A 17,255-nucleotide genomic window follows, 5' to 3' on the forward strand; every position below is an offset into this window, starting at 1 on the left:
TTTTATGCATATGCGCCGGTGATCAGCATCGGTGCATTACGGCGTGAAAAGGTATTTTCCTGCTGCCAAAAACCAATTAACCATACTATAAATAAGGTTAATTCCTCTCGTGGGTTGCTTAAAATAATCATTTCATTATCATTGAGTGATAACCCTGCAATTTTTCAGCATACTTAGTCTCTTTACCCTGATTCTAAATAACAAAAAAATTAATTCTCTCCCGCTATCCTCATTGAAAAACGCTAAAATCTACTGTTTATAGTGATTAATTTCACTCTTTATGCCGAACTTATTGATTAGTCGCATTTATTGGTTGATCCTGTTCTATTGACAGCAGTTAGGTGCTAACGCATAAATATAAGCTTATAACGAGTATTTATATAAAAACAAAAGCTATAGGGGACGGGAGTGCAACGAGCTCGATGCTACTTATTGGGAGAAAGTGCGGTGGTTCTGGAATTGGAACCGCCGGTCACATTAACAAGCCAACAACGGATTTGGGGGTTAGCTGATCGCCTGATTCATCACCCTGATATCCTTGAAGCGATCCCAGGTATGAATAATCTGACCTTATTGCTGGCCGATCCGCAAAATACCGCATTGGATGCTATTGAACACCTGCAACGCTGGTGGGAAGAGAGCGAGTTATTAGTGCCTGAGTCGCGTGATATCACCATCCCGGTGATATACGGCGGTGAGTTTGGTCCTGATTTGGCGGAAGTCGCGCGTCATACCGGCATGACCGAGCATCAGGTGGTTGAGTGCCACGCGGGGGCCAGTTATATCGTCTATTTCCTCGGTTTCCAACCCGGTTTCTCTTATCTGGGCGGTCTGCCGGAACAACTTGCCACCCCGCGACGTGCTGAGCCACGTTTAGTGGTCGCGCCCGGTTCTGTCGGGATCGGTGGTAGCCAAACCGGCATCTATCCATTGGCAACGCCCGGCGGCTGGCAGTTAATTGGCCGTACCTCGCTGGCGTTGTTTAATCCGTTAGAGATGCCGCCAACCTTGTTACGGCCCGGTGATAATGTGCGCTTTCTGCCCGTAAAGGAGGGCGTATGCTAAAGATCCTTCGTTCAGGTATTCATACCACGGTACAAGATAGCGGCCGTGGTGGTTTCCGTCGTTTAGGGATAAGCCAGAGCGGTGCACTCGACTTACCGGCGTTGAGCATGGCGAATATGCTGGTAGGTAATGATGCTGATGCTGCCGGGCTGGAAATCACCCTCGGTCAATTTACTGCTGAATTTAGCCAACCGGGCTGGATAGCGGTGACGGGTGCCGGTTGTGAGGCCAGACTGAGTGATCAGCTTCTATGGACTGGCTGGCGTTATCCGGTCAAGGCGGGGCAACAGTTAAAACTCAGTGTGCCACAGCGGGGAATGCGCAGTTATCTGGCCATTTCTGGGGGTATTGCGGTGCCGGAAATGCTGGGGTCACGTAGCACTGATCTGAAAGCAGGCTTTGGTGGTTATCAAGGGCGGCCTCTCAAAGAGGGCGACATCCTGCCATTGGGCAAACCAACCCGTTTACCGCGTGACACCGTGGGTATCAAACAACTGCTATTCGGTAACCGTGTGCGGGCGGTTCCTGGGCCGGAATATCATGAGTTCGACGATATCGTGCAGGGCGTTTTTTGGCGTGAAGCCTGGCAGCTCAGCCCACAAAGTAACCGTATGGGATATCGCCTGACCGGGCGTGAATTAGCCCGCACAACGGATCGCGAGATGCTATCCCACGGGCTATTGCCCGGTGTGGTGCAGGTTCCGCACAACGGCCAGCCGATTGTGCTGATGGCTGACGCACAGACCACCGGCGGTTATCCGCGCATTGCCTGCGTTATCGAAGCAGATCTTTACCATTTAGCCCAACTGAGGCTCGGCGAGTCGGTGCATTTTGTGCCATGTAGCGTCGAAGAGGCGCTACGCGCCAAGTCAGAACAGCGACATTACCTACAACAGATTGAATGGGGTTTGCTGAAAGGTTTCGATGCGACGGAGGCCAGATGAAAATTGATTTAAATGCAGATTTAGGTGAAGGCTGTGCCAACGACCAGGCGCTATTGCAATTAGTCAGTTCAGCCAATATCGCCTGTGGTTTTCATGCCGGTGACGCGCAAACGATGCGCCAGTCGGTACGTTGGGCTATCGAATACGGCGTTGCTATCGGGGCGCATCCGAGTTTCCCTGATCGTGAGAATTTTGGTCGAACCGCGATGCAGTTACCCCCTGAGACGGTGTATGCCCAAGTGGTTTATCAATTAGGTGCCTTGGCAGCCATCGTGAAGGTGGAGGGCGGCGTGATGCAACATGTGAAACCACACGGCATGTTGTACAACCAGGCGGCGCAAGATCCGGTGTTGGCTGATGCTATTGCTCAGGCGGTTAAAGCCGTGGATCCGTCATTGCGGCTAGTCGGACTCGCGGGCAGCGAATTGATCCGTGCGGGTGAGCGGGCGGGTTTAGTGACTCGGCAAGAGGTATTTGCTGATCGCCGCTATCAATCTGATGGCACTTTAGTGCCGCGCAGTCAGCCAGAGGCCTTAATCGAAAGTGACGAGCAGGCGCTGTTACAAACTTTGGACATGGTGCAACGTCATCAAGTTCAGGCCCTTGATGGTCACTGGATAGCGGTACAGGCAGATACTGTTTGTGTGCATGGTGATGGTGTGCATGCCTTGGATTTTGCCCGCCGTTTACTTAACCGTTTCCAGCAGGAAGATATCAGCGTAACCGCGTAATAAAACAGTCATCGAGCCATAAAAAATATAACCGCCTGGCCAGAGCGGAGTGTATTTATTCATTAAATTGATTTAAAAGACAGGAGAGTCACCTTGGAACAAACGATAAACCTTTGGCCGCTGATTGGGATCGCAGCGATTATCATCGGATTTTTACTGCGTATAAATGCAGTGTTGGTGGTGATCAGCGCCGGGATCATCACGGGTTTGGCAGCATTAATGCCAATAGCCACTATTTTAGAAAAACTGGGCGAGGGTTTTCTCAACACCCGTAACCTGCCGCTGATCCTACTACTGCCCTTGGCCGTTATCGGTTTGCTTGAGCGCCATGGCTTGAAAGAGCGGGCGCAGACGTGGATTTCACACATTAAAAGTGCCACTTCGGGTCGTTTACTGATTGTGTATCTGTTGGTGCGTGAAGTGACTGCGGCGCTGGGTTTAACCAGCCTCGGTGGCCACCCGCAAATGGTGCGGCCATTACTGGCCCCGATGGCGGAAGGTGCGGCTGAAACCCGTTATGGTGAGCTACCGGAGAAAGTGCGTTATCGCCTGCGTGCTATGTCTGCTGCCACTGATAACGTCGGTTTGTTCTTCGGGGAAGATATTTTTGTTGCCTTTGGTGCCATCATCTTTATGCATAACTTTATGCTGGAATCAGGTGGTATTCAGACCGAACCACTACATATTGCGTTGTGGGGGATCCCGACGGCGATTTGTGCCTTCTTGATCCATGCCTATCGTTTGCAACGTTTGGACAAACAACTCGCCGCTGAATTAACGGCACTGAATCAGTCTGCCCTGGCTGCCAAGGGAGACGCCAAATGATTTTCCAACAACAATATTTATATTGGTTGGCAGGCGCGGTATTGCTGATTGTTGCCGTAATGTCGTTTCGTGATAAGGCCAACCCACGTCGGATAACGACCGGCCTGTTCTGGGGGCTGTACGGGCTGATTTTCTTGGTCGGTGATTGGACCTACAACCTGGCGAACACTCTGGCGGGTGAGGGCGCAGATGAGAAACGCATTCTGAATATTACCGTCGGTGTGGTGGTGGTTATCATGGCGCTGATTGCGGGCTTTGGCGGTGTAAAACTGGGGAGCTACCATCAGCGCACCCCTCAACAACGTGAGGCCAGCGCCAACCAATTGGGTAACCGATTGTTTATTCCGGCACTGGCTATTCCAGTGGTTACGGTGATTGGCGTATTGCTGTTTAATAATATACCGGCCTTGGATCAATGGCTGTTTGGCTCCGGTAACCACGCCACGCTGGTCACTTTATTCTCCATGACCGTCGGTTGTGCGCTCGGTTTGATTATTGCGGTAGTGATGACCGGTGAAACAGCAGCACAACCCATACAGGAAGCGCGGCGTTTGCTGGACTCTGTCGGCTGGGCATTTATCCTGCCACAGATTTTGGCAACACTGGGCTTGCTGTTTACCACTGCGGGTGTTGGGACGGCGATTGCCCATCTGACACAGGAATATCTGGCAGTAGACCATCGCTTTATCGCGGTGGCGGTCTACGCTATTGGTATGGCACTGTTAACCATGATTATGGGAAATGCATTTGCCGCCTTCCCTATTGTCACTGCCGGGATTGGTATTCCTATTTTAGTGTTGCAACACGGTGGTAACCCTGCGGTAATGGCCGCCATCGGAATGTTCTCTGGCTACTGCGGTACCTTAATGACCCCGATGGCTGCCAACTTTAACATTGTTCCGGCGGCGTTACTGGAGTTACCGGATAAAAATGCGGTGATCAAAGCACAGATCCCAACGGGGGTTACTCTGTTGATTGTTAACGTATTTTTACTGTATTTCCTGATGTTCCTCTAGGAGCGGCGATGAGAAGTGTATTAATTACCGGGTTTGAGCCATTTGGCGGGGAGCGAGTTAATCCTTCCTGGGAAGTGGTGAATCAATTGAATGATTTAATGCTGGGTGAGGTAAGAGTGGTCGCCCGTCAGTTACCTTGTGCCTTTGATCAAGCACTGCCAGCGCTGAATACCGCCATAGATGAAGTCCAGCCGGTGTTGGTGTTGGCTATTGGTCAGGCCGGTGGCCGTGCTGATATCAGCATCGAGCGGGTTGCCATTAACATTGATGACGCTCGAATTCCAGATAATCTGGGTAAACAACCCGTGGATGAACCCATCGTGGAAGGTGGCCCGGCGGCGTATTTTACCCATTTGCCCATTAAGGCGATGGTGCAAGCGATCCGTGAGGCGGGTATTCCGGCCTCGGTATCTCAGACTGCAGGGACTTATGTCTGTAATCATGTGATGTACGGGCTATTGCACCGGTTAAATCAGCTTAATAGCGAGGTGAAGGGCGGTTTTATCCATATCCCTTATCTGCCTGAACAGGCGATCGCTCACCCCGGTGCGCCAAGTATGTCGACGCATTCGGTATTGATAGCTTTAAAGTTGGCCATTTCCATTGCATTGCAGATCGAACATGATTTGCATATTTCCGGTGGGGCAATTCACTGATTCTTATTATAAATAACGCCACCTGACTTTAGGTGGCGTTATTCCATTAAACAGAGAAAACGATCTGCTTATTTGTTCAATTGGCTCTTAAAATCACGTTCGGCATAACCGGTATAAAGCTGACGCGGACGGGCAATTTTGATGCCGTCATCGTGCATTTCATTCCAGTGAGCAATCCAGCCAATGGTACGGGCGATGGCAAAGATTACCGTAAACATAGAAGACGGAATACCCAAGGCTTTCAGAATGATACCCGAATAGAAATCGACGTTCGGATACAGTTTTCTCTCGATGAAGTAAGGGTCATTTAGCGCAATATGTTCCAACTCCATTGCCACTTTCAGCAGATCGTCTTCCAGTTTTAGCTCTTTCAACACTTCATGACAGGTTTCACGCATGACAGTGGCACGCGGATCGTGGTTTTTATACACACGGTGACCGAAGCCCATCAGGCGGAACGAGTCATTTTTATCTTTTGCACGCAGGATAAATTCTGGAATATGCTCAACGGTTTTAATCTCTTCCAGCATCTTCAGGCAGGCTTCATTAGCGCCACCGTGAGCCGGCCCCCACAGGGATGCTATCCCCGCCGCGATACAGGCAAACGGGTTAGCACCAGAAGAACCGGCGGTACGCACCGTCGAGGTTGAGGCGTTCTGTTCGTGGTCGGCATGCAGGATGAAAATACGATCCATGGCGCGTTCCAGTACCGGGTTAACCACATATTCCTCGCATGGGGTAGAGAACATCATGCGCAGGAAGTTACCGGCATAAGACAGATCGTTACGCGGATAAACAAATGGCTGACCGATGGAATACTTGTAACACATTGCCGCCACTGTTGGCATTTTGGACAGCAGACGGAAGGCGGTAATTTCACGATGGCGCTCATTATTGACATCCAGCGCATCGTGATAGAAGGCCGCCAGTGCGCCAGTCACCCCGCATAGTACGGCCATTGGGTGTGAGTCGCGGCGGAACCCCCGGAACAGACTGGTGATCTGCTCGTGGATCATGGTATGGCGGGTGACCGTCGCTTTGAAGGTTGCATACTCTTCTGCGGTCGGCGTTTCACCGTACAACAGGATGTAGCAAACTTCCAGATAAGTGGAGTTTTTGGCCAATTGGTCAATAGGAAAGCCACGATGCAGCAGAATACCTTCATCACCATCAATATAAGTGATTTTTGATTCGCAGGATGCGGTAGAGGTAAACCCGGGGTCATAGGTAAAATAACCTTTAGAACCTAAGGTGCGGACGTCGATAACGTCAATGCCGAGGGTTGGGGATAGTACGCCCAGCTCGATCGCAGCTTCGCCTTCTAAATTCAGCGTTGCTTTTTTGTTAGTCATTTACAGTCTCCTTAGCGCTTATTTTAAAACCCCTAACAACTGAAATATCTTAGATGCCCACTGGGTCATCACCTCATCGGCACTGCCCTGTTTTATTCACTATGAAAACATAATTTAGGGTACAGAGTGTCTTGCCAATGCGGCCCGCTACCCAAGGTTCTGGATTGCAGATGATGTTGTAAAGTTGTTAACGATTTGTCGGATGCTTATCGTTTATGGTTCATTGCCTACGATATCTATGGGGATATTTACTTAATACACTGTTGCATAACTTGGGCCTATGGGGAAGTGTACCCGCAGACCTTTAGTCCATCATAGGGCTTATTTCTACCCTAGTTGTAATGTAAATGTTTATTCTTTGTCAAATCAGATAATTAATTTTATATGAATTGTGTAAATCGTGATCCTAATCACTGTTCAGTGGAAATGTTACCAATCGGTTTGTGTGGGAATTGTAATAAGAATGTGAACCCCCTATACTGCCGCCAGGTCTCCGGATTACCCTGAAGTAGGAGCACCCAGCGTTATACAGAACACGCCATATAAGCATTTAGGATGTGATGTTTAAATGTGCGATGTGAAGGGTTTTGGCTCTTAACGCTGTCTGATCCCAACAAGGCCCGGAGGAAGGAAAATAATAAGAGCTGTGTGGGCAAAACCGTGAAAAAACAAAGACCTGTCAACTTGGATCTGCAAACGATTCAATTTCCTGTTACTGCGATAGCGTCCATTTTACACCGAGTCTCTGGCGTAATTACTTTCGTTGCCGTTGGTATCCTCCTCTGGCTGTTAGGTCTGTCTGTTTCCTCGCAAGAAGGATTCATGCAAGCTGCGGCAATCATGAATAGCTTTATTGTTAAATTCATCTTTTGGGGAATACTTACTGCGCTGGCCTATCACGTTTGCGGTGGCATTCGTCACTTGCTAATGGATTTCGGCTATATCGAAGAGAGCTTGGTTGCGGGGACCCGCTCCGCCCAGGCAGTTATGGTGTTAACCCTGGTGCTGGCAGTTTTAGCTGGAGTCTTGGTATGGTAAGCAATGCTTCTGCGTTAGGGCGTAATGGAGTACACGACTGGCTGTTACTGCGTGCTTCTGCAATCGTCATCACTCTTTATATTCTTTATATTCTGGGCTTCGTTGCTATTGTCCCAGACATCACTTATGAAATCTGGCGTGGCTTCTTCGCCTCGCACATCACAAAAGTATTTACCCTGCTGACCTTGCTGTCGATTCTGGCTCACGCCTGGATTGGTTTGTGGCAGGTATTAACGGACTATATAAAGCCGCTGGCGGTACGACTGGTGTTACAGCTTGTTGTCGTGATTACGCTGCTGGTCTATCTATTGTATGGAACAATTGTGGTGTGGGGTGCTTAAATGAAACTGCCGGTCAGAGAGTTTGATGCTGTTGTTGTCGGTGCGGGTGGCGCAGGTATGCGTGCCGCACTACAAATTTCACAAATGGGGCTGTCTTGCGCCCTGATATCTAAAGTTTTCCCTACCCGTTCTCATACCGTATCTGCGCAGGGTGGTATTACCGTGGCGCTGGGTAATACCCATGAAGATAACTGGGAATGGCATATGTATGACACGGTAAAAGGTTCCGATTATATCGGTGACCAGGATGCCATTGAATATATGTGTAAAACCGGCCCAGAAGCGGTACTCGAACTGGAACATATGGGGTTACCTTTCTCCCGCTTAGAGGATGGCACTATTTATCAGCGGCCATTCGGTGGGCAGTCGCGCAACTTTGGTGGTGAGCAAGCTGCACGTACTGCGGCAGCGGCTGACCGTACCGGGCATGCTCTGTTACACACCCTTTATCAGCAAAACCTGAAAAACCACACCACTATCTTCTCCGAATGGTATGCCCTGGATTTGGTGAAGAATCAGGATGGTGCTTTTGTGGGCTGTACCGCCATCTGTATTGAAACCGGTGAAGTGGTTTATTTCAAAGCACGGGCAACGGTGCTGGCAACCGGTGGTGCCGGGCGTATTTATCAATCAACCACCAATGCGCATATTAATACCGGTGACGGTGTGGGTATGGCCCTGCGTGCCGGTGTACCGGTGCAGGACATGGAAATGTGGCAGTTCCACCCGACGGGTATCGCCGGCGCGGGGGTGTTGGTAACCGAAGGTTGCCGTGGTGAAGGCGGTTATCTGCTGAATAAACACGGCGAACGCTTTATGGAACGTTATGCCCCGAACGCCAAAGATTTGGCGGGTCGTGATGTAGTGGCACGTTCCATTATGATTGAAATCCGTGAAGGTCGTGGTTGTGATGGTCCTTTGGGCCCACACGTCAAACTGAAATTGGATCACTTGGGTAAAGATGTGTTGGAATCCCGTCTGCCGGGTATCCTTGAATTATCACGCACCTTTGCCCACGTTGACCCGATCAAAGAACCTATTCCGGTTATTCCAACCTGCCATTACATGATGGGCGGGATCCCAACCAAAGTGACCGGTCAGGCGATCACAGTAAATGAAAAGGGCGAAGATGTTGTTATCCCTGGTTTGTTTGCTGTCGGTGAAATTGCCTGCGTTTCCGTCCACGGTGCCAACCGTCTGGGAGGCAACTCATTGCTGGACTTGGTGGTCTTTGGTCGTGCCGCGGGCATGCATCTGCAAGAATCCTTAATGGAGCAGGGTGTTAGCCGCGATGCCAGTGATTCTGATATCGAAGCCTCGCTGGATCGAATGAATCGTTGGAACAACACCCGTTCAGGTGAAGATCCAGTTGAGATCCGCAAAGCATTACAATCCTGCATGCAGAACAACTTCTCGGTATTCCGTGAAGGTGATGCGATGGCGAAAGGATTGGAAGAACTGAAAACTATCCGTGAACGTCTGCAAAGTGCCCGTCTGGATGACACTTCCAGCGAGTTCAATACTCAACGTATTGAATGTCTGGAGCTGGATAACCTGATGGAAACAGCGTATTCCACTGCCGTATCAGCAAACTTCCGTACCGAAAGCCGTGGTGCCCATAGCCGCTTCGACTTCCCGGAACGTGATGATACGAACTGGCTGTGTCACTCACTGTATTTGCCAGACACTGAAAGCATGACCCGCCGTGAGGTAAACATGCAACCTAAGCTACGCGCGGCCTTCCCGCCGAAAGTGCGTTCTTACTGATTGGATTTTTACTGATGTGGCTAGCGAGTTAACCCGTTGCGGAGGAAAAGGTCATGAAGCTTGAGTTCTCAATTTATCGTTATAACCCGGACGTCGATAACGCGCCGTACATGCAAGATTACGCGCTGGAAGCGGAAGAAGGCCGGGATATGATGTTGCTGGACGTCCTTATCCAGTTGAAAGAAAAAGATCCGACGCTGTCGTTCCGCCGTTCATGCCGTGAAGGTGTCTGTGGTTCCGATGGTTTGAATATGAATGGCAAAAATGGGCTGGCATGTATTACACCAGTTTCAATTTTGCAAAAGGGCAATAAAAAAATTGTGATTCGCCCGTTGCCGGGGTTACCGGTGGTGCGTGATTTAGTGGTCGATATGGGGCAGTTTTATACTCAGTACGAGAAAATTAAACCTTACCTGTTGAATGATGGCAAAAATCCGCCAGCACGTGAGCATTTACAATCGCCGGAACAACGCGAAAAACTGGATGGTTTGTACGAATGCATCTTGTGCGCTTGTTGCTCGACATCTTGTCCGTCATTCTGGTGGAATCCGGATAAATTTGTTGGCCCGGCAGGGTTACTGGCGGCTTATCGCTTCCTGATAGATAGCCGTGATACCGAAACAGCAGCCCGTTTGGACTCCCTGGACGATGCTTTCAGTGTTTTCCGCTGCCATAGCATCATGAATTGTGTCAGTGTTTGTCCTAAAGGCCTTAACCCGACCAAAGCGATTGGCCACATTAAGTCTATGTTGTTACAGCGTAGCGCATGATAGTTACAGCGTAGTGCATGATAGCGTCGCGAATTATCGTTATAGCGCCGCGAATGATTGTTGTAACGTAGTGCATAATGTAAGTTTATTAATCTGGGGAATGGTTCCCCAGATTGCTTCAAGGTAGGGAATCTCTAAAAGCGGGCACGCTGTCTGCTTTTAGAGGTTCCTTGAACGGGACCGTTAAGGTCCATAACAGAACGTGCATTGAGCACGTCGAGTGAACCGTTTTTACGGCAAACCGTTGATATTACGGTGTATATGTTAACCACGGCGAAAACTGAAGCTTCAAAGCTTAAGGGATCATGATGCAGAACGGCGCAATGAAGGCCTGGCTGGATTCCTCCTATCTGGCGGGCGCGAACCAGTCCTACATAGAGCAGCTCTATGAAGACTTTTTAACTGATCCTGGTTCCGTTGATGATAGTTGGCGTTCAATTTTTCAACAGCTACCAACAACGGGTGTAAAACCTGATCAGTTCCACTCTCAAACACGTGAGTATTTCCGTCGCCTGGCGAAGGATCCCTCTCGTTATAACTCATCCATCAGCGATCCTGAAAATGATGTCAAGCAAGTTAAGGTGTTGCAGTTAATCAATGCTTTCCGCTTCCGTGGCCATCAACATGCCAACCTCGACCCACTCGGTTTGTGGAAGCAAGAATCTGTTCCAGACCTAGAACCCTCTTATCACAACCTGACCGAAGCCGATTTCCAGAACACCTTCAATGTGGGCTCTTTTGCTATTGGCAAAGAAACCATGAAGTTGTCTGACTTGTATACCGCACTGAAGCAGACCTATTGTGGCCCTATTGGCGCTGAATACATGCACATTACTAACACCGAAGAAAAACGCTGGATTCAGCAGCGTATTGAGTCGGTGGTCGGGAAACCGACATTCAGCGTTGAAGAGAAGCGCCGTTTCCTGAGCGAACTGACTGCCGCTGAAGGTCTGGAACGTTATTTAGGGGCTAAATTCCCCGGTGCTAAGCGTTTCTCGCTGGAGGGCGGCGATTCGCTGGTCACCATGCTGAAAGAAATGATCCGCCATGCCGGTAAAAATGGCACACGTGAAGTGGTTCTCGGGATGGCCCACCGTGGTCGCCTGAATGTCTTGATTAACGTGTTGGGCAAGAAACCGGAAGATTTGTTCGATGAATTTGCCGGAAAGCATAAAGAACATCTGGGTACCGGTGACGTTAAATATCACCAAGGCTTCTCATCCGATGTGGAAACCGAAGGCGGTCTGGTTCACTTGGCGCTGGCCTTTAATCCATCTCACTTGGAAATTGTCAGCCCGGTTGTTATCGGTTCGGTACGCGCACGCCGTGACCGTCTGGATGAAGCCCGCAGCAATATGGTACTGCCTATCACCATTCATGGTGATGCGGCGATTACCGGCCAGGGGGTGGTGCAAGAAACCTTGAACATGTCACAGGCTCGCGGCTATGAAGTGGGCGGGACGGTACGCATTGTTATCAACAACCAGATTGGTTTCACCACCTCGAATCCGCTGGATGCACGTTCTACCCAATATTGTACTGATATTGCCAAAATGGTACAGGCACCGATTTTCCACGTAAATGCGGATGATCCAGAAGCGGTGGCGTTTGTTACCCGACTGGCGTTGGATTTCCGTAATACCTTTAAACGTGACGTGATGATCGACCTGGTTTGCTACCGTCGCCATGGGCATAACGAAGCCGATGAGCCAAGTGCAACGCAGCCAGTGATGTATCAGAAGATCAAAAAACACCCGACACCGCGTAAAATTTATGCAGACAAACTGACCGAGCAGAACATCGCTAGTCTGGAAGATGCCACTGAAATGGTTAACTTGTATCGCGATGCGCTGGATAGAGGCGAATGCGTGGTGGAAGAGTGGCGTCCGATGAATCTGCAATCCTTCACCTGGTCACCGTACCTGAACCATGAGTGGGATGAAGAATACCCAAGCAAAGTTGAAATGAAACGGCTGCAAGATTTGGCGCGTCGTATCAGCCAGGCACCACAAGCCATTGAAATGCAATCCCGTGTTGCCAAGATCTACGGTGATCGCGCCTTGATGGCAAACGGCGAGAAGCCATTCGACTGGGGGGGAGCTGAAACGCTGGCCTACGCGACGCTGGTAGATGAAGGGATCCCGATTCGTTTGTCCGGTGAAGACGCAGGGCGCGGTACCTTCTTCCATCGCCATGCAGTCATTCATAACCAGAAAAATGGCTCGGTTTATGTGCCACTGGCGAATGTGCACAGTGGGCAGGGTGATTTCCAAGTCTGGGACTCGGTACTGTCAGAAGAAGCGGTGTTGGCATTCGAATACGGTTATGCCACCGCAGAACCCCGCACTCTGACTCTCTGGGAAGCGCAGTTCGGTGACTTTGCCAATGGTGCTCAGGTTGTTATCGACCAGTTCATTAGCTCTGGTGAGCAAAAATGGGGTCGGATGTGCGGTCTGGTGATGCTGCTGCCACATGGTTACGAAGGGCAAGGTCCAGAACACTCCTCCGCACGATTGGAACGTTATCTGCAACTTTGTGCCGAACAAAACATGCAAGTGTGTATCCCATCAACGCCGGCACAGGTGTACCACATGATCCGCCGTCAGGCGCTACGTGGAATGCGCCGTCCGCTGGTGGTCATGTCACCTAAGTCATTGTTGCGTCATCCGTTAGCCGTATCATCCTTGGATGATTTGGCCAATGGCAGCTTCTTGCCAGCTATCGGTGAAGTTGACGAAATGGACGCGAAAGGCGTCAAACGGGTCGTGATGTGTTCAGGCAAAGTCTATTATGATCTGCTGGAGCAGCGCCGTAAAAATGGGCAAACCAATGTCGCTATCGTGCGTATTGAGCAGCTTTATCCGTTCCCACATCATGCTGTTCAGGCCGTGTTGGCGCAATTTACTCATGTACATGATTTCGTCTGGTGTCAGGAAGAGCCGCTCAACCAGGGTGCCTGGTATTGTAGCCAACACAACTTCCGTGAAGTGATTCCATTTGGTGCTTCCTTGCGTTATGCAGGCCGCCCGGCATCCGCTTCACCGGCCGTTGGATACATGTCCGTACATCAGAAACAACAACAAGATTTGGTTAATGACGCGCTGACAGTTGAATAGCGAGCCGGTTAACATATAAAGGATAGAGAATGAGTAGCGTAGATATTAATGTTCCTGACCTCCCTGAGTCTGTCGCCGATGGCTCTGTAGCAACTTGGCACAAGAAAGCAGGCGATAGCGTCAAACGTGATGAAGTGCTGGTCGAGATTGAAACGGACAAAGTGATTCTGGAAGTTCCGGCCAGTCAGGACGGTATTTTGGACGTTATCCTGGAAGACGAAGGGGCAACAGTGCTCTCAGGTCAGGTGTTGGGCCGTATTCGTCCAAGTGACAGCTCAGGCAAGCCAACGGAAGAAAAAAGCCAAAGCACGGAGTCCACACCGGCCCAGCGTCAGACCGCCAGCCTGGAAGCCGAAAGCAACGATACCCTCAGCCCGGCAATTCGTCGCCTGATTGCTGAGCATGAGCTTGATGCCACTGCCATTAAAGGTAGCGGCGTGGGTGGCCGTATCACCCGTGAAGATGTTGATAGCCATCTGGCAAACCGTAAATCAGCAGCGGCACCGGTAGCCGCGGTTGAAACCTCAGCACCAGTAGCTCTGGCGAGTCGCAGTGAAAAACGGGTGCCAATGACTCGCCTGCGTAAACGTGTTGCCGAGCGTCTGTTGGAAGCTAAGAACAGCACTGCGATGTTGACGACGTTTAACGAAATCAACATGAAGCCAATCATGGACTTGCGTAAGCAGTACGGCGAAGCTTTCGAGAAGCGCCACGGTGTCCGTCTGGGCTTTATGTCCTTCTATATCAAAGCGGTAGTTGAAGCGCTGAAACGTTATCCGGAAGTGAATGCTTCTCTCGATGGCGAAGAGGTGGTTTACCACAATTACTTTGATATCAGTATTGCGGTTTCTACCCCACGCGGCCTGGTTACCCCGGTATTGCGCGATGTGGACACCATGGGCATGGCTGATATTGAGAAAAAAATCAAAGAACTGGCGGTAAAAGGCCGTGACGGCAAACTGAAAGTGGAAGAATTGACCGGCGGTAATTTCACCATTACCAATGGTGGCGTATTCGGCTCACTGATGTCGACACCGATCATTAACCCACCACAAAGCGCGATCCTTGGCATGCATGCCATTAAAGATAGGCCAATGGCGGTTAATGGTCAGGTAGTGATTCTGCCAATGATGTATTTGGCATTGTCCTACGATCACCGATTGATCGATGGCCGTGAGTCTGTTGGCTATCTGGTGACGGTGAAAGAGATGCTGGAAGATCCAGCTCGCTTACTACTCGATGTATAAAAAAGATAAATGACAAGGTCAGTCTGATTGCAAGGTGTTGATGACCTGCCTCCGCGCAATCAGGCTACCTAGTAGGCTTCGGCCCATCTCAGACCTTATATGGATAGAACATCATGAATTTACACGAATATCAGGCAAAACAACTGTTTGCTCGGTATGGCATGCCAGCGCCAACTGGCTACGCCTGTACCACACCGCGTGAAGCAGAAGAAGCCGCATCTAAAATCGGTGCTGGCCCGTGGGTGGTTAAATGTCAGGTACATGCGGGTGGCCGTGGTAAAGCGGGCGGCGTGAAATTGGTCAACAGCAAAGAGGATATTCGTGCTTTCGCTGAACAGTGGTTGGGTAAAAAACTGGTTACTTACCAGACAGATGCCCATGGTCAGCCGGTTCACCAGATTTTGGTTGAAGCAGCAACTGATATCGACAAAGAGCTGTATCTGGGGGCCGTTATTGACCGTAGCTCCCGCCGCGTGGTGTTTATGGCATCCACCGAAGGTGGTGTTGAAATTGAGAAAGTTGCTGAAGATACCCCTGAATTGATCCACAAAATTGCTTTAGATCCCTTGACGGGTCCACAGCCATATCAGGGCCGTGAATTAGCCTTTAAGCTGGGCCTGACCGGTAAGCAAGTTGCTCAGTTCACTAAGATTTTTATGGGGCTGGCGACTTTATTCCTGGAACGTGATCTGGCAATGGTTGAGATCAACCCGCTGGTTATTACCAAACAGGGCGATCTGATTTGTCTGGATGGCAAACTGGGTGCCGATGGCAATGCTCTGTTCCGTCAACCAGAACTGCGTGAAATGCGTGACAAATCTCAAGAAGATGAACGTGAAGCACAGGCAGCACAGTGGGAACTGAACTATGTGGCTTTAGATGGCAACATTGGTTGCATGGTTAACGGTGCCGGTCTGGCCATGGGTACCATGGACATCGTGAAACTGCACGGCGGCGAACCGGCTAACTTCCTTGATGTTGGCGGTGGTGCAACCAAAGAGCGGGTGACTGAAGCCTTCAAAATCATTTTGTCTGACGACAAAGTGAAAGCGGTTTTCGTTAACATCTTCGGCGGTATTGTGCGCTGTGACCTGATCGCCGACGGCATCATTGGTGCCGTTGAAGAAGTGGGGGTCAACGTGCCAGTAGTGGTTCGTCTGGAAGGGAATAACGCCGAACTGGGTGCCAAAAAGCTGGCAGATAGCGGTTTGAATATCATTGCTGCGACCAGCCTGACCGATGCGGCTCAGCAAGTTGTAGCGGCAGTAGGGGCTAAATAATGTCTATTTTAATTGATAAAAACACCAAAGTTATTTGCCAGGGTTTTACCGGTAGCCAGGGGACTTTCCACTCCGAACAAGCCATTGCTTACGGTACAAAAATGGTTGGCGGTGTCACGCCAGGTAAAGGTGGAACTCAGCACCTGGGCCTGCCGGTGTTCAATACGGTGCGTGAAGCAGTAGAAACCACCGGTGCGACGGCATCTGTTATCTACGTGCCAGCACCGTTCTGTAAAGATTCTATTCTGGAAGCTATCGATGCAGGTATCAAATTGATTATCTGTATTACTGAAGGCATCCCAACACTGGATATGCTGGTGGTAAAAGTCAGATTAGAACAGTCTGATACGCGGATGATCGGCCCGAACTGCCCGGGTGTTATCACCCCAGGTGAATGTAAGATTGGTATCATGCCGGGCCACATTCATTTGCCGGGCAAAGTGGGGATCGTTTCCCGTTCAGGCACCCTGACTTATGAAGCGGTAAAACAAACTACGGATATCGGTTTCGGTCAGTCAACCTGTGTTGGCATTGGTGGCGACCCGATCCCAGGTTCTAACTTCATCGATATTCTGAAGTTGTTCGAGGAAGATCCACAGACTGAAGTCATTGTGATGATCGGTGAAATTGGTGGTAACGCCGAAGAAGAAGCCGCTGCTTATATTAAAGAGCACGTGACTAAACCTGTGGTGGGTTACATCGCAGGCGTAACTGCGCCAAAAGGCAAACGTATGGGCCATGCGGGTGCCATTATTGCTGGCGGTAAAGGAACGGCGGATGACAAATTCGCTGCGCTGGAAGCGGCAGGGGTGAAAACGGTACGTAGCCTGGCAGAAATTGGTAATGCTGTGAAAGCGGTTTACCAAAGTAACAAATAATATCGAGTGCACTGGTTTCAGTGTTAGTTCGACACCTGAGGCCACCTTGCGGTGGCCTCAGACTGCTGACAAACCTCAACGGCTCGATCTTGCAAGGTGAGGACAGGTAGAAGAGTAAAGCGTCCGCGCCAGGGAAGGCGCGGCTCGAGCCCCCAGGGAAGGGTTTACGGCGTCTTTACGATCTGCCTGTTTTCACCTGTTACGGGCACTTTGTCATTAACCTGCGGGC

The 17,255-nt window shown here is 50.2% G+C and carries 15 protein-coding genes; 14 read left to right on the top strand and 1 reads right to left on the bottom strand.

Translation table 11 applies throughout. The features are described from left to right. Window positions 1-408 precede the first annotated feature (408 nt). The 6 genes from pxpB to pcp all read left to right on the top strand — a co-directional run bounded on the left by pxpB (window position 409) and on the right by pcp (window position 5,237). Window positions 409-1,065 carry a 5-oxoprolinase subunit PxpB gene (gene pxpB, locus AEP37_RS05830; protein WP_049611229.1) on the top strand — a complete coding sequence of 219 codons (657 nt, stop codon included), beginning with the start codon at window positions 409-411 and terminating at the stop codon, window positions 1,063-1,065. Beyond that, window positions 1,059-2,009: a 5-oxoprolinase subunit PxpC gene (gene pxpC / locus AEP37_RS05835; protein WP_049611231.1), complete on the top strand. Its 951-nt coding sequence runs from the start codon at window positions 1,059-1,061 to the stop codon at window positions 2,007-2,009. Before pxpB ends, pxpC begins: the two co-directional genes overlap by 7 nt. Further along, window positions 2,006-2,740 carry a 5-oxoprolinase subunit PxpA gene (gene pxpA, locus AEP37_RS05840; RefSeq protein ID WP_049611234.1) on the top strand — a complete coding sequence of 245 codons (735 nt, stop codon included), beginning with the start codon at window positions 2,006-2,008 and terminating at the stop codon, window positions 2,738-2,740. Before pxpC ends, pxpA begins: the two co-directional genes overlap by 4 nt. Before the next feature lie 93 nt (window positions 2,741-2,833). Then, the gene (locus tag AEP37_RS05845) at window positions 2,834-3,565 is read left to right on the top strand and encodes a DUF969 domain-containing protein (RefSeq protein ID WP_049611237.1); all 732 of its coding nucleotides are present in this window, start codon (window positions 2,834-2,836) and stop codon (window positions 3,563-3,565) included. Continuing rightward, complete coding sequence (locus AEP37_RS05850; RefSeq protein ID WP_049611240.1) at window positions 3,562-4,581, top strand: DUF979 domain-containing protein; 1,020 nt, start codon at window positions 3,562-3,564, stop codon at window positions 4,579-4,581. Before AEP37_RS05845 ends, AEP37_RS05850 begins: the two co-directional genes overlap by 4 nt. 8 nt (window positions 4,582-4,589) lie before the next feature. Beyond that, window positions 4,590-5,237 (top strand): pyroglutamyl-peptidase I, encoded by a 648-nt coding sequence (pcp, locus tag AEP37_RS05855; protein ID WP_049611245.1) that lies wholly within the window; start codon window positions 4,590-4,592, stop codon window positions 5,235-5,237. Window positions 5,238-5,305: 68 nt separating this feature from the next. Here the strand turns inward: pcp and AEP37_RS05860 are convergent, their stop codons facing one another. Further along, complete coding sequence (locus AEP37_RS05860) at window positions 5,306-6,589, bottom strand: citrate synthase (protein WP_049611248.1); 1,284 nt, start codon at window positions 6,587-6,589, stop codon at window positions 5,306-5,308. A gap of 648 nt (window positions 6,590-7,237) precedes the next feature. Between AEP37_RS05860 and sdhC the strand changes: the two genes are divergently transcribed. From sdhC to sucD, 8 genes are all read left to right on the top strand, one after another. Next, window positions 7,238-7,627, top strand: coding sequence for a succinate dehydrogenase cytochrome b556 subunit (gene sdhC, locus AEP37_RS05865; protein WP_049611251.1), 390 nt, complete (start codon window positions 7,238-7,240; stop codon window positions 7,625-7,627). Continuing rightward, window positions 7,621-7,968 carry a succinate dehydrogenase membrane anchor subunit gene (gene sdhD, locus AEP37_RS05870; protein ID WP_049611254.1) on the top strand — a complete coding sequence of 116 codons (348 nt, stop codon included), beginning with the start codon at window positions 7,621-7,623 and terminating at the stop codon, window positions 7,966-7,968. The genes sdhC and sdhD overlap by 7 nt, the downstream gene beginning before the upstream one ends. Then, window positions 7,969-9,735, top strand: a complete 1,767-nt coding sequence (gene sdhA / locus AEP37_RS05875) for a succinate dehydrogenase flavoprotein subunit (RefSeq protein ID WP_049611256.1) — start codon at window positions 7,969-7,971, stop codon at window positions 9,733-9,735. It begins immediately after the preceding gene. Between the two features lie 53 nt (window positions 9,736-9,788). Beyond that, on the top strand, window positions 9,789-10,505 hold the full coding sequence (locus tag AEP37_RS05880) for a succinate dehydrogenase iron-sulfur subunit (protein ID WP_049611259.1): 717 nt from the start codon (window positions 9,789-9,791) through the stop codon (window positions 10,503-10,505). Window positions 10,506-10,813: 308 nt separating this feature from the next. Continuing rightward, window positions 10,814-13,621 carry a 2-oxoglutarate dehydrogenase E1 component gene (gene sucA / locus AEP37_RS05885; protein WP_049611262.1) on the top strand — a complete coding sequence of 936 codons (2,808 nt, stop codon included), beginning with the start codon at window positions 10,814-10,816 and terminating at the stop codon, window positions 13,619-13,621. Between the two features lie 29 nt (window positions 13,622-13,650). After that, on the top strand, window positions 13,651-14,868 hold the full coding sequence (odhB, locus tag AEP37_RS05890; RefSeq protein WP_049611265.1) for a 2-oxoglutarate dehydrogenase complex dihydrolipoyllysine-residue succinyltransferase: 1,218 nt from the start codon (window positions 13,651-13,653) through the stop codon (window positions 14,866-14,868). Window positions 14,869-14,981: 113 nt separating this feature from the next. Further along, window positions 14,982-16,148: an ADP-forming succinate--CoA ligase subunit beta gene (gene sucC / locus AEP37_RS05895; RefSeq protein WP_049611269.1), complete on the top strand. Its 1,167-nt coding sequence runs from the start codon at window positions 14,982-14,984 to the stop codon at window positions 16,146-16,148. Next, on the top strand, window positions 16,148-17,026 hold the full coding sequence (gene sucD / locus AEP37_RS05900) for a succinate--CoA ligase subunit alpha (protein ID WP_049611271.1): 879 nt from the start codon (window positions 16,148-16,150) through the stop codon (window positions 17,024-17,026). The genes sucC and sucD overlap by 1 nt, the downstream gene beginning before the upstream one ends. The last annotated feature ends 229 nt before the right edge of the window (window positions 17,027-17,255 follow it).

The organism is Yersinia pekkanenii, from assembly GCF_001152565.1.
In the GTDB taxonomy this organism is placed as follows: domain Bacteria; phylum Pseudomonadota; class Gammaproteobacteria; order Enterobacterales; family Enterobacteriaceae; genus Yersinia; species Yersinia pekkanenii.

Bases quoted from the DNA above. Each gene is read 5' to 3' on its own strand.
- pcp (WP_049611245.1), top strand. From the start codon at position 4,590: ATGAGAAGTGTATTAATTACCGGGTTTGAGCCATTTGGCGGGGAGCGA.
- pxpA (WP_049611234.1), top strand. From the start codon at position 2,006: ATGAAAATTGATTTAAATGCAGATTTAGGTGAAGGCTGTGCCAACGAC.
- sucA (WP_049611262.1), top strand. From the start codon at position 10,814: ATGCAGAACGGCGCAATGAAGGCCTGGCTGGATTCCTCCTATCTGGCG.
- sucC (WP_049611269.1), top strand. From the start codon at position 14,982: ATGAATTTACACGAATATCAGGCAAAACAACTGTTTGCTCGGTATGGC.
- sdhA (WP_049611256.1), top strand. From the start codon at position 7,969: ATGAAACTGCCGGTCAGAGAGTTTGATGCTGTTGTTGTCGGTGCGGGT.
- AEP37_RS05860 (WP_049611248.1), bottom strand. From the start codon at position 6,589: ATGACTAACAAAAAAGCAACGCTGAATTTAGAAGGCGAAGCTGCGATC.
- odhB (WP_049611265.1), top strand. From the start codon at position 13,651: ATGAGTAGCGTAGATATTAATGTTCCTGACCTCCCTGAGTCTGTCGCC.
- AEP37_RS05850 (WP_049611240.1), top strand. From the start codon at position 3,562: ATGATTTTCCAACAACAATATTTATATTGGTTGGCAGGCGCGGTATTG.
- pxpC (WP_049611231.1), top strand. From the start codon at position 1,059: ATGCTAAAGATCCTTCGTTCAGGTATTCATACCACGGTACAAGATAGC.
- sdhD (WP_049611254.1), top strand. From the start codon at position 7,621: ATGGTAAGCAATGCTTCTGCGTTAGGGCGTAATGGAGTACACGACTGG.
- sucD (WP_049611271.1), top strand. From the start codon at position 16,148: ATGTCTATTTTAATTGATAAAAACACCAAAGTTATTTGCCAGGGTTTT.
- AEP37_RS05880 (WP_049611259.1), top strand. From the start codon at position 9,789: ATGAAGCTTGAGTTCTCAATTTATCGTTATAACCCGGACGTCGATAAC.